Genomic DNA, 17,788 nt, shown 5'->3' with positions numbered 1-17,788 from the left:
CCTTCCTCTATGCCCCACCAGCCCACAAGTCACTCGATCCAGGACCCCGTTCGAACCAGACCGAGCGCACGACCGGATAGAGAACGGCCAGTCAGGCTTGGCGGGCGTAGGACGTGAGGCGATCGGCGAACGCGATGACGAGGTCGCGCAGCTCATTGGGGCGCTCGATGACGAACGGCCGGTCGAGTGAGGCGAGTATCGGAGGCAACCAGTCGAGCCGTTCCGCCCGCAGCTCGACGCGCAGCCAGCGCTCGGTTGCCCGGTCCTCGCCTGCCGCGGGCGCGTACTCTTCCAGGCTCGCGACGCTGGCGGGAAGGTGGGCGCGGATCTGCCCGACCGTCCCGTGGATCCGCAAGGTCACCTCATGCCGGTACTCGGCCGTGGCGAACGCCGACAGCACACGCTGTGCCGGACCGGGACCCCCGGGCGCTTCGAATGAGCCGGGCAGGGTTCGCGCGTCTGCGATGCGGTCGAGCCGGAAGGTTCGGTCCTCGTCGATTCGGGCGTCCTTGCCCGTGGCGTACCACCGGCCCTCATGGGCGACGATCCCGTACGCGTGCAGCGTGCGTTCGCTGCGCCGTCCGTCGCGGTCGGTGTAGCGGATCGAGACCGGTCGGCGGTGGCGCACCGCATCGGCGATGGTGAGCAGGACCTCGGCGTCCGGGGTGTCGAACTCGCCGGGCTGATCCGTGAAGGCGAGAGCTTCCAGGAGTGTGTCGAGCCGATGGGCGATGTGCTTGGGCAGCACCCGCCGGATCTTCGCCGATGCCGTCTCGCTTGCCGTGTGCTCCGTCGTCGTCAACCCTGCTCGGCGGCCGGCGACCAGGCCGAGCAGCACGGCCAGCGCCTCGTCGTCACTGAGCATGAGCGGAGGCAAGCGGTACCCGGGGGCAAGCCGGTACCCGCCGTAGCGGCCGCGCACCGATTCCACGGGCACGTCCAGGTCGATCAGCTGGTCCACGTACCGCCGCACGGTGCGACCTTCGACGCCGAGCCGGTCGGCGAGTTCGGCCACAGTCCGGGTGCCGCTCGACTGCAGCAGCTCCAGGAGGGTCAGCACGCGGGCGGTGGGTCGAGGCATGTTCGCAGCCTAACGCGAATACAGGACCGATTCTGTCCACTATTTCTCCTAGCCTGCGACGTGCACGCCTCCAGCACAGCCAAGGAGATTCCCATGGACTTCGTCTCTATCCGCATCATCACCAGCGACGTAGCGCGCCTCGTCGAGTTCTACGAGCGAGCCACAGGGGGGCGGGCGACGTGGGGCCACCGAGGACTTCGCCGAACTCAAGACCGTGGGCGCCAGCCTCGCGATCGCCGGCACCCGTACCGTCCCGCTGTTCGCCCCGGGTTCTGCCCGCCCGGCGGACAACCAGAGCGTGATCACCGAGTTCCTCGTCGACGACGTGGACCGCGTTCACCAGAACCTGACCGGCTTCGTCACCGACTTCGTCACCGAGCCCACCACGATGCCCTGGGGCAATCGGTCGCTGCTGTTCCGCGACCCCGACGGCAACCTCGTCAACTTCTTCACCCCCGTCACCCCAGCGGCCAGGGAAAGGTTCGCCCGCTGACGCCACGCACAGCCGCTCACGCGGGAGCCTTGAGATCCCAGGGCTCCCGGTGAACGCGGCCGCCGAGTCCAGGAGTGCCACCGGCGGGGGACATCGGAACGCACCGCGACCCCCGAAGGCCCGGGCGCCGCGGCAAAGGCAGCACCTCGCTGATCTTCGATCCTGAGCCATGGGAACCGATCAGCCCGAAAGCACACAGAGGACCCTCATGAGCGGCCCCCAGGAATCCCGCACCGACTCATCCGGCTCGGAATGCCCGGATCTGCACCTGACTCTCTGGTTGCATGTCTCGCCACAGGAGACGCTGCCCGTCCGAGCCCGCTTTCACCACGACCGAGCCGTGCCTTTCGCCGTGTCCGTGGACTTCTCGAACACGGCGGGTGGAGCGGTCACCTGGGTGCTGTCCCGGGAGCTTCTCAGCGAGGGCCTCTTGCGTCCGAGCGGGGAAGGAGATGTGCGTATCTGGCCGCGCTGCCCCCGACACGGTGGCCGCCGACATCACGCACGTACGCTCGTGGATCGCCGAGACCTACGCGCTCGTGCCCGCTGAAGCGGAAGCGGAGGCCATCGACTGGGAGACCTACCTCCTTCGAGCGCATCCGGCGCAGCGGTACCGATGACGCACGCGGAGGCCCACGGTGAAGAGCGCCCGGCCCCCCGGGGTCTGTGGCTCGGCACCGTCAGCGCCCCGGCCCGGACGCTCTCCGTCCAGTAGTTCGACGATCCTCCATGCCTCTTCTTCAGGTGGCCGTTCCGCGGCAGGCCAACACGACCCACCGGCATACTCTGCAGGCCGCCGGTGATCGGTCGACCGTCGAGGACCGTCGTACAGCCTCCACCCCCGTTCCCGCGCTAACGTGTCCTGACCACCGGCGATGTCGTGTCCGCAGGTGGGCAGGAGTCAACACGGACGGGACGGCAGCAGGTGGCGCAGGACGAGCATCGGCTCATCGGGCGACGAGAGGAGCTCGCACGGTTGGAGCAGGTGCTGGTGGCTCCCTCGCACCAGGCCTTCGCCGTGCTGCGCGGCGAAGCGGGTACGGGTAAGAGTGCGCTGCTTCAGGCAGCCGTAGCGCTGGCCGACGCGTCGGGACTGCGTGTCGTCGGAGCCTCCGGTGTCGAGGCGGAGTCCCAACTGCCGTTTGCCGGTCTGCACCAGCTGCTCCTGCCCCTTCTGCCGTACGGCGCCCACATGCCCGACGCCTCGCGCGCAATCCTGGAACAGGTCACGGGCCTGCGCACGGGGGCGGCACCGGGCGTGGCGGAGGTCGCCGGCGCGATGCTCTCGCTCATCGCCGCGGCGGCGGAGGACCGGCCGTTGTTCTTCGCGGTCGACGATGCCCACTGGTTCGACAGCGAAAGTGCACGGATCTGCACGTTCGTGATGCGCCGGGCCGGTGCGGTCGGTGGTCGGGGCGCGATCACCGTACGAGCGGACTTACCGTCTGCGTTCGATGACACCGGGCTCGAGGAGATCGAGGTCGGACCGCTCGGCGGACAGGAAGCGGCAGCGCTGCTGGAGCGCACCGGCGGCCACCTCGACCCGCTTGCCCGTGAGCGCGTGCTGCGGTGGGCTGAAGGCAACCCGCTCGCGCTGATCGAGCTTCCCAAGACGGCCGAGCGCGTACCTGCGGCTCCAGCCGAACAGGCGTCTCCGCTCCCTCTCACGCGTCGCCTGGAAAGTCTGTACGGGCACCGGATCTCCGAACTGACGCCCTCCACCCAGGATGCCCTGCTGCTGGCCGCACTGGACGGCCTGGCCTCCGTGGCCGGGCCCCGCCGTCCCGCACTGGAGCGGCGGCTGGGCGATGTCGACGAGGCGATCGGCCGTGGCCTGCTGGTGGTCGACCCGGCAACCGGCCAGCTCGGCTTCCGACACCCACTCGTCCGTTCGGCGGTCGTCCAGCTCTCCTCGCCCAACCGGCGCAGGGCGGCCCACGCCGAACTCGCCGCGCTCTACCCGGACGACCAGGAGCGGCGGGCGCACCACCTCGCCGAGGCGACGGTGGACCCGGACGAGAAGGTAGCCGCGCTGCTGGAGCAGGCTGCCGAAGCTGCGACCAGGCGAGGAGCCTCTTCCGTCGCGGTGACCTGGCTGGAGAGGGCCGCCCATCTCAGCGAGCGGCCGGAGCAGCGGTCCCGGCGGTTGGCGGAGGCAGCCTTCGTCGCCGGACAGTCGGCCCAGCTCGAACGGGCACAACAGCTGTCGGAGAGCGCGGGCACGGCCCATACCGACGTGGTCATCGCTGAGTGCTACGCCGCCCTGTACCGGGACGGTGAAGTGCGCACTACGCATCGTGAAGTCGTCGCCGCCTTGGAAGGACTGGACCCGGTCAGGGACAAGCCGACGGTGGAGCGATTGATCAACCTCCTGCTGGTGATCTCCCTTTTCGCGGCCGACACCGCCACCTGGACGATCACCGAGTCCTGTGTGGACCGTTTCTGCGACCCGGCCGATCCCGCGGGGTCGGCCAGCCTTCTCTACCGCGACACTTGGGGCGACGTGGTCCGCCGGGGCGCAGGCGGCGTCGAGCGCCTGCGCCGGGAGTTCGTCCGCGCTACCTCCGACCGGCCGTGGGACGCCATGCGACTGCTGGTCAGCGCCTACTACCTCGACGCACTTGATGAGTTTCGCACCGTCCTGACCCGCTTGGTGGCCCGGGAGGGAGACGCAGGTGCCGCCGGAAACGCCATGACCCTGCTCCAGCTCGTGATGCTGGACCACATGGGGGCAGGCCGCTGGGCTGACGCCGAGTCGACGGGCCGCCGTGGGCTGGAGCTGACCGCACGGCACGGCTACGCGCTCTTCGACCATCAATACCGCGCGTTTCTCGCCATGGTCGCCGCCTGCCGCGGTGACACCGATACAGCCGACGATCATCGCAGGGCAGTGGAGGCCTGGGCCCGGCCCCGCGGGATCGGATACCTGACCCAGTACGCGGACGCCGTCGGTGCCATGTCGGCGCTGGCTCGCGCCGACTATGCGACCGCCTACCGTTTCGCGACCGGCATCACGGCACCCGGCGAGTTCGCGCCCCACGCCCAGCAGGCGCCGCGCACCCTGCTGGATTTCGTAGAAGCGGCCGTGCGCAGCGGACACCTCGACGAGGCCCGCCGTCACGTGCAGGCGGCCGTCGCCTGCGGGCTGCCCGCCGTTTCCCCGCGTTTGGCGCTCGTCACCGCTGCGGCGGTGGCGATGACCTCACCGGATCAGCCTTCGAGCCTGTACCAGCAGGCTCTCGCCCTGCCAGGTGCCGCTCTGTTCCCCTTCGAGACCGCCCGCATCCGTTTGGCCTACGGTGAGCGACTGCGCCGCGACCATGAGACGAGGGCGGCACGGGAGCAGCTCGAGGAGGCCCTGCGCGTCCTCACCGAGCTCGGCGCCCTGCCGTGGGCCGAGCGGGCCCGTGCAGAGCTCGCCGCCGCCGGAGCCGCGTTCGGCGCGCGGGGCGAGAGATGGCAGTCGCTGACCGTGCAGGAGCGGCAGATCGCCGAGCTCGCGGCTACCGGACTGACGAACAAGGAGATCGGCGCGAAGCTGTTCCTGTCTCCCCGCACGGTCAGCTCACATCTGTACCGGATCTTCCCCAAATTGGGGATCACCAGCCGTGCCGCGCTCCGCGACGCCCTCGACGCCGGCACAAGCGCCCCTCCGCCCCACGAGGTGTGAATTCCCGACGGCATCGTGTGTCCGGCGTGCGCTCACAGCAGGCCGTGCCGTCCAAGGCGACGAGGGCGCCGCGGAGCGCCTGGCCCTCAGTCGCGCCCCAACCCCAGCGTTTGCGTCATCTGACTGAGCCGACTGGGATGACGCTGACGGCACCTTGGAGAGCACCACGGGAGATCGCATCAGGCGGTCCTCCGTCGGAAGGAGGCTCTCATGACGGACCAGCGCACCCCCGTCGTCCTGATCCACGGGCTGTGGCTGCACTCCTCCTCCTGGTACCCCTGGATGGAGCTGCTGCAGGCTGAGGGGTTCGCCCCGCTCGCCCCCGGCTGGCCCGGCGAACCGGACAACGTGCCCGACGCACGGTCGCACCCTGAGACCATGGCCGGAGCAGGCATCAACGAGGTGACCGAGCACTATGCGACCCTCATCGAGGCATTGCCGGCCGAACCCGTGTTGATCGGGCACTCCTTCGGGGGTCTGATCGCCCAGAAGCTCCTCGGGCTGGGCCTGGGACGGGCCGCAGTGGCGATCGACCCGGCGCCGGTCAAGGGGGTCAAGCCCCTGCCGTTCACACAGCTGCGCTCTGCCTCACCGGTTCTCCGTAACCCTGCCAACCGGTCCCGGACGGTTTCCCTGACAGCGGGGCGGTTCCGCTACGCGTTCGGCAACGCGATCCCGCAGCAGGAATCCGACGCCCTGTTCGAGGCACACTCCATCCCTGCCCCGGGCCGACCATTGTTCGAGGCAGCATTCGCCAACTTCAGCCGTAGTTCACCGGCCGCGGTCGACACCGGCAACACCCGTCGGGGGCCCCTGTTGCTGATGTCGGGCCAGCTCGATCACACCGTGCCGGACGTCGTCACTCGTGCCGCCTACAAGTTGTACGGGGACTCGACGGCGACGACCGACCTCAAGCAGTTCCCGGACCGCGGCCATTCGCTGGTCGTCGACCAGGGCTGGCGAGCCGTCGCCGACTGCGCTCTGGGCTGGCTGGCCCGCCAGGGCATCACCGGCCGGTCCGCCACTGCCGACCTCTGACCGCCACCACACCTGCTGTCCACCACGCAAGCGCATCGAACGAACAAGGAAGACACCATGGATCTGCACCTGAAGGACAAGGCCGTCGTCGTCACGGGCGCAAGCCGCGGCATCGGACTCGCCGTCACCCGAGCCTTCATCGATGAAGGCGCCCTCGTCGTGGCCGGCGCCCGTACCACCAGCCCCGAACTCGCCGAGCTGGCGGCATCCGGAACCGTGATCCCGGTGACCGCCGACCTGGCGACAGCGGGCGGCGTGGAAACGCTCATGGAAACCGCTGTGGAACGGCTCGGCGGTATTGACGTCCTGGTCAACAATGTCGGCAAGGTCCAGCCGCGGCTGGGCGGCTTCGCCTCCGTCACCGACGAACAGTGGCTCGAGACCCTGACCGTCAACCTTCTGAGCGCAGTGCGCGCCTCACGTGCCGCTCTTCCCGCGCTGCTCTCCTCGCGCGGTTCGATCGTCACGATCAGCTCGGTCAACGCCTTCCTGCCCGACCCCGGCGTCATCGACTACACGGCCTCCAAGGCGGCCCTGACGAACTTCTCCAAGGCTCTGTCCAAGGAGGTGTCCCCGCAGGGTGTACGCGTCAACACCATCGCGCCCGGCCCCGTGACCACCGACATCTGGACCGGTCCCGGCGGCATGGCCGACACCATCGCAGCCGCCATGGGCGTCGAGCGAGAGGAAGCCGTGGACCAGGCGATCAACAGCCTGGGAGGCTTCGCCACCGGTCGCTTCACCCGCCCCGAGGAGGTCGCCGACCTCGTCCTGATGCTCGCCAGCGACCGCACCGCCAACATCACCGGCGCCGACTTCACGATCGACGGCGGCCTCATCAAAACACTCTGATCAGCAGGCCAGGACGCCCCAGCCGGAGCCCTGGACGCTGCTCGTGGCGACGGTGAGCTGCTTCTTGAACTGCTCGAAGCCGCCGAAGTGTTCGTCGATGGCGTCGGCGAGAGCGCCGTCGGGGCGGTCGCCGCCGTCCGGGGAGAGGTTCTGCCAGAAGATCGAGTGCAGAACGTGGCCGGAGAGGTTGAAGGCGAAGGTCTTCTCCAAGCCGACGAGCTGCGTGGGTGCGAGCTGGTCCTTCTCGCGGGCCTCGGCGATCTGTTCGAGGGTGTCGTTGGCGCCCTTGACGTAGGCGGCGTGGTGCTTGGCGTGGTGCAGTTCCAGGATCTGCCCGGTGATGGCCGGTTCCAGGGCGGCGTAGTCGTAGGGCAGGTCCGGAAGTGCGTAGGTGCCCATCAGGCGTGTCCCCTTTCCGTGTGGGTGATCGTCCGGGGACAGCCTATGCCTCTATTGCGAAGAGCTTGCAACAACTTCTCTTTAGCAGCAGCATGATTCATGGCGGGGGCGGCCCGTCAGCTTTCGGCAGTGCGGCACCCGGCGTGGTGCTGTTCCTTCCCGATAGGTGATCGTCTTCTCACCCGGCGCCCGCCGGACCCGGCCGACCCCGCTCTGGTCTTCCACGGACATCCGTCTCGGCCCCGAAGCGGCTACTGGCCTTCGCTGGCAGCGGGCGAGCGCGACAGGCCTTGGGCCCGGGGGAGGGGAATGACTGGAGCTTGTGCCGTGCGACCGGTGAGGGCGGCGTTCTCCAATGCGAGGAGGTTGATCAGGGACTTGCTGCGCTTTACGGGGCGGGTATCGGCGCCGTCTTCGGTGGAGGGGCAGCGATCGCTGCCGCATGGCTGGGACACGCCGGGATGCGCATCCAAGCTGAGGCCGCGATTAGACAAGCCGAACGGCAAGCGGACGCTCAGCGAGAGCAATGGAAGTTGACGATGCGCAGAGATGTCACGGTGGCGTTCCTTATGGCGGCGCACGACTTCCTACATGCCGCCTTGGCGCTGTGGGAAGCAACGTCGGGAGAAGGCGCCACAGCCCTCGCTGACGCAGAGCTGACAGGCAATTTCAACGGAGTCCATCGATCGCTGCACAGTACGGCCGTGACGCTGTATCTGGAGTCTCCTCCAGAACTCGCCCCCATGATCGCAGAAATCCGCGAGTTGTCGGACGCTACCCACAGTGTGTTGCTCGGCCGATTTGAACCGACGGACAGCGATGCAGTGGAACGCGAGCTCTATCGTCGGCGCCGAGCGATCGGTGACCTCGAATCGAGCGTTGCCGTGTTCCCGGACCACGCACGGCCCCATCTCAGCTCAGTGGGCCTCTCTAGTTGGAATCCGCTCCACGCTGTTACTTCGGACCCCCAAGGCAGCCGGTGACCCCCATTGGTTTGTGGATGTCACGCTTCTGCGCCCTCGGGTCCATGCCCTACAGCTTCTCGCCGCGGCTATCCGTGGGCGTGACGTTGTTCTGAGCCTGCAGTGCTTGGGCGCCGTCCCATGTCTGGCGAAATGTGGGACCGGCCGAGCCTCGATTCTGAGCACCGTAGTTGTCCATGGAGGCCAACTGCGGTGCTCAGTCACAACCGTATTTGAGCCGAGGCGCGATAGGTGTCACCAAGGCTAGCTTGTTGTCACTTCGCGTCGGAGCCTGGCTGTGCCAGAGGCGTGGTTCTGGCAACGCCGGTGCAGGCCAGCCACCTCGTACCGCACGATGTGCCGGGAGCCGTTGGGAGGCCGGGCGCTGTCCCGGATATCCAGCACGATGTCCCGGTGTTCACCGCCATCGGTCACAGGGCAGTGGCGGCGCGGACCAGCCCCGCGACCGCCGTTGAGCGGCTGTGTGGGGGCCAGGCGATGACCGTGGTGACGTGGGGGGCGTCGGGGACCGGTACGGCGGTGAGGTCCTCGCGCAGGCCGGTGAGGCCTGACTCCGGGACGACCGCGCAGGCGCGGCCGAGGGCGATGAGCTGGGTGAGTTGCGTGTGGTCGCGCACCTGCGGTCCGGGGCCGTCCGGGAAGGTGCCGTCAGGGCGAGGCCAGCGGGGCATGGGCAGGTCGGGAAGGTCGGTGACCTCGGCGAGCCGCACGTGGGGGCGGGCGCTGAGAGGGTGGCCCGCCGGGAGGATCGCGACCTGACCCTCGCAGTGCAGGTCCTCGGTGTCGAAGCCGGCCGTGTCGTCGAACGGCCGATGCAGCAGGGCTACGTCGGCCCGGCCGTCGTGCAGCAACCGTGCCTGCTCGCCCGGCCCGCACAGCACGACGTCCACGGCGACGGCGCCGGGCTCGGCAGCGTAGGCGTCGAGGAGTTTCGCCAGCAGTTCACCGGAGGCCCCCGCCTTCGCGGCCAGGACCACGGCGGGGCGGCCGGTCGCGGCGAGGGCGGCCCGGCGGGTGCGCCGTTCGGCGGCCTCGACGGCGTCCAGCGCCGCCCGCGCCTCCCGCAGCAGCACCGCCCCTGCCCCGGTCAGGGAGACACCCCGACTGCCGCGCTCCAGCAGGAGGGTGCCCAGGCGCCGTTCGAGCCCGCCGATCGCCCGCGACAGCGGGGGTTGGGCGATCCCCAGCCGCTGCGCGGCCCGACCGAAGTGCAGCTCTTCGGCGACCGCGACGAAGTACCTCAGCTCACGTGTCTCCACCCCGCCAGCCTAACCGGGCCGACCAGGAGCGATACCCGGGCGGTATTGCCGTCCACCCAGTCGGTCTTGGACGCCCTGCCCGGCGGGGGAGAAGCATCGATGTCATGAGTGAGACGAACACCGTGAACCACCACAAGGTCGCGCTGGTGACCGGCGCCAACAAGGGCATCGGGTACGAGATCGCCGCCGGGCTCGGCGCCCTCGGCTGGACCGTCGGAATCGGCGCGCGGAACGAGGAACGGCGCGAGGCCGCTGTGGATAAGCTGCGCGCGGCCGGAACCGACGCGTTCGGCGTGCCGCTGGATGTGACCGACGACGCGAGCGTGACAGCGGCGGCTCGGCTGATGGAGGAGCGGGCCGGGCGGCTCGACGCGCTCGTCAACAATGCGGGGATCACCGGGGGCGGGCCGCAGGAGCCCACCACGGTCGACGTGAACCGGGTACGGGCGGCCGTGGAGACCAACGTGATCGGCGTCATCCGCGTCACCAACGCCCTGCTGCCGCTGCTGCGCCGCTCGCCGTCACCGCGGATCGTGAACGTCTCCAGCAGCGTCGGCTCCCTCACACTCCAGACCACGCCTGGCGCCGAGACCGGCCCCATCGCCATCGCGTACGCGCCGTCGAAGACGTTCCTCAACGCCGTCACCGTGCAGTACGCCAAGGAACTGGCCGACACGCACATCCTGATCAACGCCGTCTGCCCCGGCTTCACGGCGACCGACCTCAACGGCTTCCGGGGAGTGCGCACCCCCCAGCAGGGCGCAGCCGCCGCGATCCGGCTGGCCACCGTATCGGCCGACGGGCCGACGGGCCGCTTCTTCGACGACGAGGGAGAGGTGCCCTGGTGACGCGCTTCCGGTTCGCCCCGCCCCGGGGAGATGGCGCAAGCGCGTCCTAATGACCGGCGCCGTCACGCTATGTCGGTACGGCCGTCGAGCCCGAGCCGCCGGCGGCCGACCAACGAGGTGAGGGATCGAAAGGCACCGAGCGTCTGTGCCAAGTAGCCTGCCTTCCAGGTGACAACCAGGCTGCTTCGGCCCGGCCCTTCTGCCAGGCTACTCGGCTCCGCCGGTGGACAACTTTCGAGTCTCGGCACATTGACGTTGCGCCGAACCGCGGTAGTTGCCACAAAGGCAGGCCTGTTGTCACCTGCGAGGATCCGTTGGTGCTGGCATCGCCCGATGCACTTTTAGCCGTAGCAGTCGAGCGGGGCGACTCCGTTCATGCGCCAGCCTCGCCGGCGGGCTCCGTCGCCGGTGCTGGGCGGGTCCAGAGCGTGAGGTCGCTGCTGGTGGCGACGGCGAGCGTGCGGCCGGAGGGCGAGAAGCCGACGGCCCGCAGTTCGGAGTAGTTGGAGTCGAAGATGTGCCACCAGCGTTCGCCGTGCGGCCCGCTGTGGGGCATTCCTCCGTCCGTGGACAGCAGGACGCGATGGTGAGGCCACTCAGGGCTGACGACCTCTAGCGTCCAGCCATCGGGGGTAGTGGTGTGCAGTCCGCCGCCGAAGAGCCCGGCGATGGACACCCGGGTCCCTGCGATCGGTCCGAGGCCGAGGCAGGAAAGGTCCAGTGCCCCTTCCGGAGTGCTGTTGTCGGGGTCGGGCTCGCGATCCCTGGCGACCTTGTCCCCGGTGACGGCGTCGAAGAGCCCGTGCCCGTCGACGGAGACCACCATGACGAGGTCCCGTCCGGTGTCGGGAGCGACGGCGAAGCCGATGCCGAGCAGCCCGCCGATGGGTGTTCGCCGGGCCAGAACCCGGTGCCAGGGGTGCGGCGGCGGGATCTCGGGAGCGGAGAGGAATCGTTCACGCAGTTGCCGCTGGTAGTCCGAGATCAAGCTGTCCCCTCGTCTTCCGCCGGGCTGTCGGCCGACTCGAGGCGGTGCCGGGCCGCGAGCCAGATGCGTTCGAAAGTATCTTCCGTGATCTCAGCTGCGCCTTCGGTGTCCTCCCAGCCATCGAGACGGCCCTCCGCCAGGACGCCGTACTTGCGCTCGTAGTCGGCCATCGCGGTGAGGTCGGCGTTGTCCCTGAGCTCCAGGACTTCGGTAAGAGCGGCCGCCGTCACCGGCGCGTGGCGGAGTCCTTCCAGATCGACCTGGCGTAGTGCCCACCCGTCATCGCCGAGCTCAAAGTAGGACAGGACGTCGTCCTCGCTGAAGTAGGCCTGAATCCACCGCGTCATGGGTCTATGATCGTCGTCCCCTTACTGGCGGTGTCGATGGCTATCGCGAGCCGGTCGGCAGGCGCGCCGTCAACGCCCCGGCCACACCGAGGAACGCTTCTACGGTTCCGGCCGCACCGGCGGCTTCGACGCCGCCGAGTTTCCCCGCGTGGATCCCGCCGCAGGCGACGTGACCGCCGCGGTATGCCAGTGGCTCGTGGAAACCGGACGCATCCAGACGCACAGACTTTCCACTTTGGAGTCCGCGCCTGGCGTCCACGGTGACCCCGCCGTCGGGGCTGGCGTGTAGACGGGCGCTTTTTGGCCAGGGGTCGGGCGGGTCGGCGTGTCGTGGACGCCGATCCGATTGACGATCGAGTTCAACCCTTCCGAGTTGGCGTCCCCAGGCAGAGCGCCAGCCTTGCAGCCGTGGCGCCCTTCACCCAGTTGATGCGGCGCGCTCGGAAGACGGGCATACGCTGACTGGCTATGTGACGTTGACGCCGTGGGCGCGGGCGAGTGCGTCGAGGCCGTCGGCCCAGCCTTGGCCGATGGCGCGGAGTTTCCAGAGGGGCTGGCCGTTGGTGGTGTGCCGGTACAGCTCGGCGATGACCATGGCGCGGATGTCGGGGTCGGCGGGGGGCTGGAAGGTCCAGGCGGCTCCGGTGACGCAGTCCATGTACAGGGTTGCGTGGGTGAGGGCAGCGCAGGTCAGGCCGGTGTCGACGTCCATGTTGATGGCGATCGTGACGCGCTGGATGTGGGCGGGCAGGGCGGCGAGGTGGAGGGCTGCGCGTTCGACGGTGTGCGGGCCTTCGGTCTGCTTGCCCAGCAGGCGGACTGCGCCTTGGGCGGCGGAGGGCTGGTTGTAGAAGACGAAGTCCTCATCGCAGGTGACCTGGCCGCCGGTGTCGGTCAGGAAGAGGGTGAGGTCGGCGTCGGCTCCGGCGAAGCGGAAGGCGATGAGCAGTCCTTGCCAGGCCTCCTCGGGCAGCACCAGGTTCTGTCCTGGCGTGAGCGCGGTCGCAGGGGCGTGGCTCGGCGGCGCGGGAGTGTGGATCGGCGCCGCGGGTGCGGGCGGCGGCGTCAGGGAAGTGGCCTGGCTCTTCCACTCTGCGAAGGGGCGGATCCGGTAGTGATCCGGCGGGGGAGGGGAGGGCGCGGCAGGGACGTTGGCGCGCAGGTCTCCATCGAGGCCGGCCAGGGTCGCATCGCCGGATCCGGCGTCGTCCTGGGCGTGGTCGAGGAGGCTTTGCAGGCCGGGCAGTCGGCTGGTGTCCAGGGGCTTGATGCTGCTGGAGAGGTTTCCGGAGGCGGTGGTGGTGACCGAGCAGGCGACGTCCTGGCCGGTGTCGAGGAACCGCAGTGCGTCGGTGGTCTCCCGCCACGGGCCGGCTTCGATGGCCTGGCGCGTCCAGCGGCCGTAGGCCACGAAGCCCAGGCGCTGGGTGTCCGGCAGGCGCGTGAGCACGGCCAGGTCGATGGCGGTGATCCCGGGCGCGACGGCGAATGCCTCCTTGAGCGTGGCAACGACGTTCGATCCCATCGAGGTGAGCCACCACAGGGCGCGATCACGCTTGCTCAGGGTCTTGAGAGTGGGGCGCCCGCTGGGGGTGACCCCGGGCGTCTGGCCGGGCAGCGAGTCGATGTCCTGCTGCCGTATCACCACGGACAGCACTGCTCCGTCGACTCCCACCGCGCAGCCCGCGGCGGGGTTGTCGGAGAAGGCGTAATTGACCACCTCGCACACGGTCTCCTCGTCGTTGGCGATCAGGGCCTGCCACCACTGATCAGCCTCGGCGGCCAGCCGACCGTGGACGGCGTGCAGCCGGGCCTGTTCGGCGGCCAGGTAGGCCGGGGCGTCTTCCTCGGCCCTCCGCTTGGCCGCCGCCCGCTCGGCGCGGGCGAAGACCCCCAGCCCCGCAAGGTGGTGGGCCTGGGCCTCTGCCAGGGCCCAGGCCAGGCTCAGCTGCGGAGGCCCCGGTACCACCGGCGGCTGGGCCGGCGTGAAGGACTGCAGGTGGACACTGGTCGTCTGCCGCCGCAGCTCCTGCAACTCGGCGATCGCCGCATCGCGTTCAGCCTCCTGCCGGGCCCGCTCGGCCTGCCGACGAGCACGCTCCAGCTGCGCTGCTGAGGGCGCGACGGCCCGCGAACGGGTCGTACGGCTCGTGCTAGTGCGGCGTCGTCCTCCGCCCAAGGAACTGGACGCGTAGAACGGGCCCACTCCGGAAGAGATCCGCGTGCCGCCACTGCCCAAGCTGATACGCGCCGCACGGGGTCCTACCGAGGTGCGTACGCCCCGGGTCGAGACCCGCACACTCATCCCCGGCACACCCACACGAAACCCGAAAGCCATGGTTCCTCTCCGTTCTTGCCTTCCTCACGCAAGGCGCACTGCTCTCAACGACGACCGCTCCGCTGCCGCGTCACACGCCGACCGCACAACACGGCCTGGCAGCGCTCCGGTCGGCACCACCCTTGAGGACTGGCGAGCCGAGGTGCCTGCCGCCCGCCCTGCTGCCCCGTTTCGCCTGACCGCAGCCACAGCGCTGCAGCTCCAGCAGCCGCGCCGCGGCGCCTGCTACCTGTAGAAGACGGCGACTCCGCCGTGGTGGGAGCAGGCCCCCTGGTGATGGGCGGCGTAGCTGTAGGAGCCGTCGTTGCACAAGGCGGTGGCCCCAGCCGAGTCGAACGTGCTGCCGGAGCTCGACGAGCCGCCCGACGCCGAACCGCCGCTGCCGCTTCCCGAGGAGCCGGAACTCGATTCATGCGTGGCCGCCGATGCGGGCTTGGCCGTCTTGGTCACGGTGACCGTCGGGGCCGGTGCTGCCGTCTTGGTTTCGGTGACCGTCGGGGCCGGCGTGGCCGTCTTGGTGGCGGTCGCGGTGACGGTGACCGTAGGGCGCGGGGCGGGGCTGGCCGCGCTGGAATTGCCACCACCGAACGCGGCACCGACCGCGAGCAGCGCGAAACCGCCGGCCCACACGCGCTTGCGCTTGTGCAGCGGACGGATATCAGGCATGCGAACAGGCTCAGGCGGACGGACGGCCCACGGCCCGGGCTGGTACTGGCTCACATGACGCCCCTCTACAACGGACACCCGGACACACCGCCACGGGGCAGTTGAATACTTTACAAACCCTCCCCACAAACCGCGCAACCCCCGTGCATGCGGGGGATGCTGGCGGTACCCTCCACCCGTAGCTGCTCCGGCGGCGGACTTCTACGACCCTCTTGGATCCGCAGTTCGCAGACCGCTTCGAGGCTGGTTGGTGTCATCCATCCGTACCTGACGCCTCACCGGCCCACTCTGCCAGTAGTGCGAGGCTTTGGCGCACTACACAGGTGGTCGGGGTCCAGTACTCGCACCATGTCGCCGACAAGCCGGTCGAAGGCGTCTGCGGCATCCGCCGCATCTTGCCTTCCCTTGGGCCAGTGAGCGACGGTCTGACGGCTGGCGAGCGTGTCAGAGTGGTCCGTGCGGAGGCCGGTGCGCGCCGCTGGCCAACGCACCCGCACTGGCGGACCAGCGCCGTCTTGCGCCCTGTACTGTCAGCGGCTCACTCTGCTTGCTCCGACGACTGCTCGTCGTTCGCCGGCGTGGCCGTCTGTTCGGCCGCACCGGGGGCGGTGTAGAAGACGGAGCTGCCCTGTTTGGTCCGCTGGGCCTGGTTCTTGGCGACGAGTCCTTCGAGGGTGGTACGCACGACGGTGGCCTTGATGCCGCGCTCGGGGTGAGCCGTGCCGAGTGCGGTGGCGACTTCGGCCGCGGAGCGCGGTTCGCTCTGCTCGGTGAGGTGGCTGCGGACGAGTTCGACCAGCGTGGACTGGGCCGTCTTCGCGGCTGCAGCCTTGTCCGTGGGCTTTTTGGCCGCTGGCTTCTTGCCGGTCGTGGCGCTCTGTGTGCCGGCTGCCTTCTTGGCGCGCGTCCGTTTGCCCGCGGCGGGCTCAGCAGCGGCCTTCTTGCGCGGAGCAGGCACCGTGGCGCTGCTCGGGGCGGCTGCGGGCTGAACCGGTGTCGGCGAAAGCCCAAGGACTTGCTGCACCTGGATCAGCACGGAGTGGTCATGCTGCAGTGCGGCCAGCTGCTCCTGTAGCGCGGCAATCTCGGCACTGATGCGTTCCTGCTCCTTGGCGTTGCGTTCGAGGTCGCTGGTCACCTGTGCGGCGTACTGCGATGTCAGTTCAGTGCCGGCAGTCGTGATGGACATGGGTCGACTCTTTCTCTCGGTTTCCTGGCCGTGCGTGCAGCACCTGTGGTGCAGGTGCAGAGAGCCAAGCGCCTGTGTTCTCGGGCTGAGATCCGGGCGGCAGCGGAGATGACTGCTGCGCGTTGCCCGGCGTAGAGATAGTACGGATGGGTGGAGTCTTTTGTTCTTCTTGAGTGATGTCTATTTCTCAACCTGAGCTTCATGGTTCCAATTAATGGGGCTGCCTGGGCGTGCAGCGGGATCACTTCGGGCCTGTTGGTGGGGGGAGTTGCCACAGGACTTCGCCGGTGTCTTGGTTGTGATGCCAGGCGGCCAGAGCGCGGCTGCCTGTCAGCCGGTCCAGTAGTTCCGCGGTCTGGTGGGGAGAGTGTCCGCACAGGCGGGCGAGGACGTCCATGTCGGTGCTGTGGTGGACCTGGGTCAAGGTGTGCGCGGCCAGCACGAGCGCGGTCAGCCGCAAGGCATGCGGTGCGGTGGGTGGCACGAGAGCGGGGCGGGACGCAGTGCCCAGTGCGCGGCACGGCGGCGAGCGCTGCGACCGGGACCTGGTCCAAGACCGCTGCATCCAGCAGCCGCACCTTCACGTGGGCCGGCCTGAGATCCGGCATCTCGAGCCAGCCGCTGTGAGCGAGTTCCTCCCACAGTTCCCTTCGCCCGCGCAGACACATGCCGCCCAGCAGACCTGCTGGCAGCCGGACCTGACCGCGGGTGTCGGCCCGCAGAGCGCACTGCAGGGCCAGCAGCCTGGCGGCAGGTGAGGTGAACCGGGGCAGCGCGGCGGCGAGGTAGGTGAGCATCTCCCGCACACGCACTCGCTGGTCGAACCCGGACTCGGGTCTGTCGCGTGGGGGAGTCGGCAGGCAGCGGTAAGGGCCGACCAGGGTGTCCGGTACGACGGCAGTGTGACTCGTCGCCGCTGCGCAGGCTGCACAGGTGTCGGCCAGGTGCCGGGTGCGGCCGCCGCGGTCGCGGGTGAGGGCGAGCAGTACCGGTCCCGCGCATCCGCGGTGACGTGGATGCCAGCAGCAGCCTTGCGCCCGGCACTGGCAGGTGCGCAGATGCCCCGGCAGCACATCGGCGCGGGCGTGGCAGGCCAGATGCGCCAGGGCGGCGGATCGCGCAGAGCTTGCCTTCAGGGGAGCAGTGTGCGCGGTGCAGTGCGGGCAGACGAGACTTGGTCCGCCCGCTCGCGGGCGGAGCTCCACCGTCCAGATACGCCGCACCGCGGCATGCGCGCCGGCCAGCCTCATCGGCCTGTCGTCCTCCCATCTTCCCGTGCTGTCATGGCGGATGCCTCAAACGAGGGCGTCCGTACGGCCGCACGGTAGTGCAGACCTCTGCACTGCGAACGTCACCCTTCCTCCGGGCAAATAGTGCAGCTGCACTGACAGGGCAGGGTCCTGCACCGTCGGATGGTGGAGTGACGATCTTGCCGCCCGACCCCGACCTCGCCGCGCTGCGCGTAGAACTCGCGCGCCTACGGGGCGAACGCGGCTGGACCTTCGACGAACTCGCCGACCGCAGCGGCCTGGCCCGGCGCAGCCTCATCGACCTCGAACACGGCCGCACCACCGGCAGCATCACCACCTGGCACACCCTCGCCCACACCTTCGACGTGCCCATCGAGCAACTCCTTG

General features: G+C 69.3%; 14 protein-coding genes and 3 pseudogenes. 9 read left to right on the top strand and 8 right to left on the bottom strand.

Annotation, left to right across the window (positions count from 1 at the left end; genetic code table 11):
• Positions 1-91: 91 nt before the first annotated feature.
• The gene (locus ACIRC0_RS39150) at positions 92-1,081 is read right to left on the bottom strand and encodes a helix-turn-helix transcriptional regulator (RefSeq protein WP_403626745.1); all 990 of its coding nucleotides are present in this window, start codon (positions 1,079-1,081) and stop codon (positions 92-94) included.
• Positions 1,082-1,174: 93 nt separating this feature from the next.
• Here ACIRC0_RS39150 and ACIRC0_RS39145 point away from each other — a divergent pair.
• The 6 genes and pseudogenes from ACIRC0_RS39145 to ACIRC0_RS39120 all read left to right on the top strand — a co-directional run bounded on the left by ACIRC0_RS39145 (position 1,175) and on the right by ACIRC0_RS39120 (position 7,134).
• Positions 1,175-1,574, top strand: a pseudogene (locus ACIRC0_RS39145) (VOC family protein).
• A 169-nt stretch (positions 1,575-1,743) separates the two neighbouring features.
• Positions 1,744-1,998: pseudogene (locus ACIRC0_RS39140) on the top strand (SsgA family sporulation/cell division regulator); the annotation flags it as partial.
• Positions 1,999-2,026: 28 nt separating this feature from the next.
• Positions 2,027-2,194: a hypothetical protein gene (locus ACIRC0_RS39135; protein ID WP_403626748.1), complete on the top strand. Its 168-nt coding sequence runs from the start codon at positions 2,027-2,029 to the stop codon at positions 2,192-2,194.
• 260 nt (positions 2,195-2,454) lie between these two features.
• On the top strand, positions 2,455-5,244 hold the full coding sequence (locus ACIRC0_RS39130; protein ID WP_403626742.1) for a LuxR C-terminal-related transcriptional regulator: 2,790 nt from the start codon (positions 2,455-2,457) through the stop codon (positions 5,242-5,244).
• Positions 5,245-5,454: 210 nt separating this feature from the next.
• Entirely contained in the window at positions 5,455-6,282 is an 828-nt protein-coding gene (locus tag ACIRC0_RS39125) for an alpha/beta hydrolase (protein WP_403626739.1), read from the top strand.
• A 57-nt stretch (positions 6,283-6,339) separates the two neighbouring features.
• Complete coding sequence (locus ACIRC0_RS39120; RefSeq protein ID WP_403626736.1) at positions 6,340-7,134, top strand: oxidoreductase; 795 nt, start codon at positions 6,340-6,342, stop codon at positions 7,132-7,134.
• A 6-nt stretch (positions 7,135-7,140) separates the two neighbouring features.
• Here ACIRC0_RS39120 and ACIRC0_RS39115 read toward each other — a convergent pair.
• Positions 7,141-7,533, bottom strand: a pseudogene (locus ACIRC0_RS39115) (superoxide dismutase); the annotation flags it as partial.
• Positions 7,534-8,072: 539 nt separating this feature from the next.
• On the opposite strand from ACIRC0_RS39115, the gene ACIRC0_RS39110 reads away from it, so the two are divergent.
• Positions 8,073-8,516 (top strand): hypothetical protein, encoded by a 444-nt coding sequence (locus tag ACIRC0_RS39110; protein WP_403626733.1) that lies wholly within the window; start codon positions 8,073-8,075, stop codon positions 8,514-8,516.
• A 410-nt stretch (positions 8,517-8,926) separates the two neighbouring features.
• On the opposite strand, the gene ACIRC0_RS39105 is transcribed toward ACIRC0_RS39110, so the two are convergent.
• The gene (locus ACIRC0_RS39105) at positions 8,927-9,775 is read right to left on the bottom strand and encodes a LysR family transcriptional regulator (RefSeq protein WP_403626730.1); all 849 of its coding nucleotides are present in this window, start codon (positions 9,773-9,775) and stop codon (positions 8,927-8,929) included.
• A 104-nt stretch (positions 9,776-9,879) separates the two neighbouring features.
• Between ACIRC0_RS39105 and ACIRC0_RS39100 the strand changes: the two genes are divergently transcribed.
• Positions 9,880-10,623: an SDR family oxidoreductase gene (locus ACIRC0_RS39100; RefSeq protein ID WP_403626726.1), complete on the top strand. Its 744-nt coding sequence runs from the start codon at positions 9,880-9,882 to the stop codon at positions 10,621-10,623.
• Between the two features lie 373 nt (positions 10,624-10,996).
• On the opposite strand, the gene ACIRC0_RS39095 is transcribed toward ACIRC0_RS39100, so the two are convergent.
• The 5 genes from ACIRC0_RS39095 to ACIRC0_RS39075 all read right to left on the bottom strand — a co-directional run bounded on the left by ACIRC0_RS39095 (position 10,997) and on the right by ACIRC0_RS39075 (position 16,151).
• Complete coding sequence (locus ACIRC0_RS39095; RefSeq protein WP_403626723.1) at positions 10,997-11,611, bottom strand: hypothetical protein; 615 nt, start codon at positions 11,609-11,611, stop codon at positions 10,997-10,999.
• On the bottom strand, positions 11,608-11,958 hold the full coding sequence (locus tag ACIRC0_RS39090; RefSeq protein WP_403626720.1) for a hypothetical protein: 351 nt from the start codon (positions 11,956-11,958) through the stop codon (positions 11,608-11,610). The genes ACIRC0_RS39095 and ACIRC0_RS39090 overlap by 4 nt, the downstream gene beginning before the upstream one ends.
• Before the next feature lie 466 nt (positions 11,959-12,424).
• Positions 12,425-14,137, bottom strand: a complete 1,713-nt coding sequence (locus tag ACIRC0_RS39085; protein ID WP_403626717.1) for a TerD family protein — start codon at positions 14,135-14,137, stop codon at positions 12,425-12,427.
• A 384-nt stretch (positions 14,138-14,521) separates the two neighbouring features.
• Complete coding sequence (locus ACIRC0_RS39080; RefSeq protein WP_403626714.1) at positions 14,522-14,962, bottom strand: DUF3761 domain-containing protein; 441 nt, start codon at positions 14,960-14,962, stop codon at positions 14,522-14,524.
• A 538-nt stretch (positions 14,963-15,500) separates the two neighbouring features.
• Entirely contained in the window at positions 15,501-16,151 is a 651-nt protein-coding gene (locus tag ACIRC0_RS39075; RefSeq protein ID WP_403626711.1) for a hypothetical protein, read from the bottom strand.
• A 1,420-nt stretch (positions 16,152-17,571) separates the two neighbouring features.
• Between ACIRC0_RS39075 and ACIRC0_RS39070 the strand changes: the two genes are divergently transcribed.
• On the top strand, positions 17,572-17,788 hold a 217-nt coding region (locus ACIRC0_RS39070; protein ID WP_403626709.1), incomplete at its 3' end, for a helix-turn-helix transcriptional regulator.

This window comes from Streptomyces sp. NPDC093984 (assembly GCF_044764595.1).
Taxonomy (GTDB): domain Bacteria; phylum Actinomycetota; class Actinomycetes; order Streptomycetales; family Streptomycetaceae; genus Streptomyces; species Streptomyces cynarae.
The sequence above is the reverse complement of the archived record's forward strand: the minus strand, read 5'-3'. Positions and strand labels throughout refer to the sequence as shown.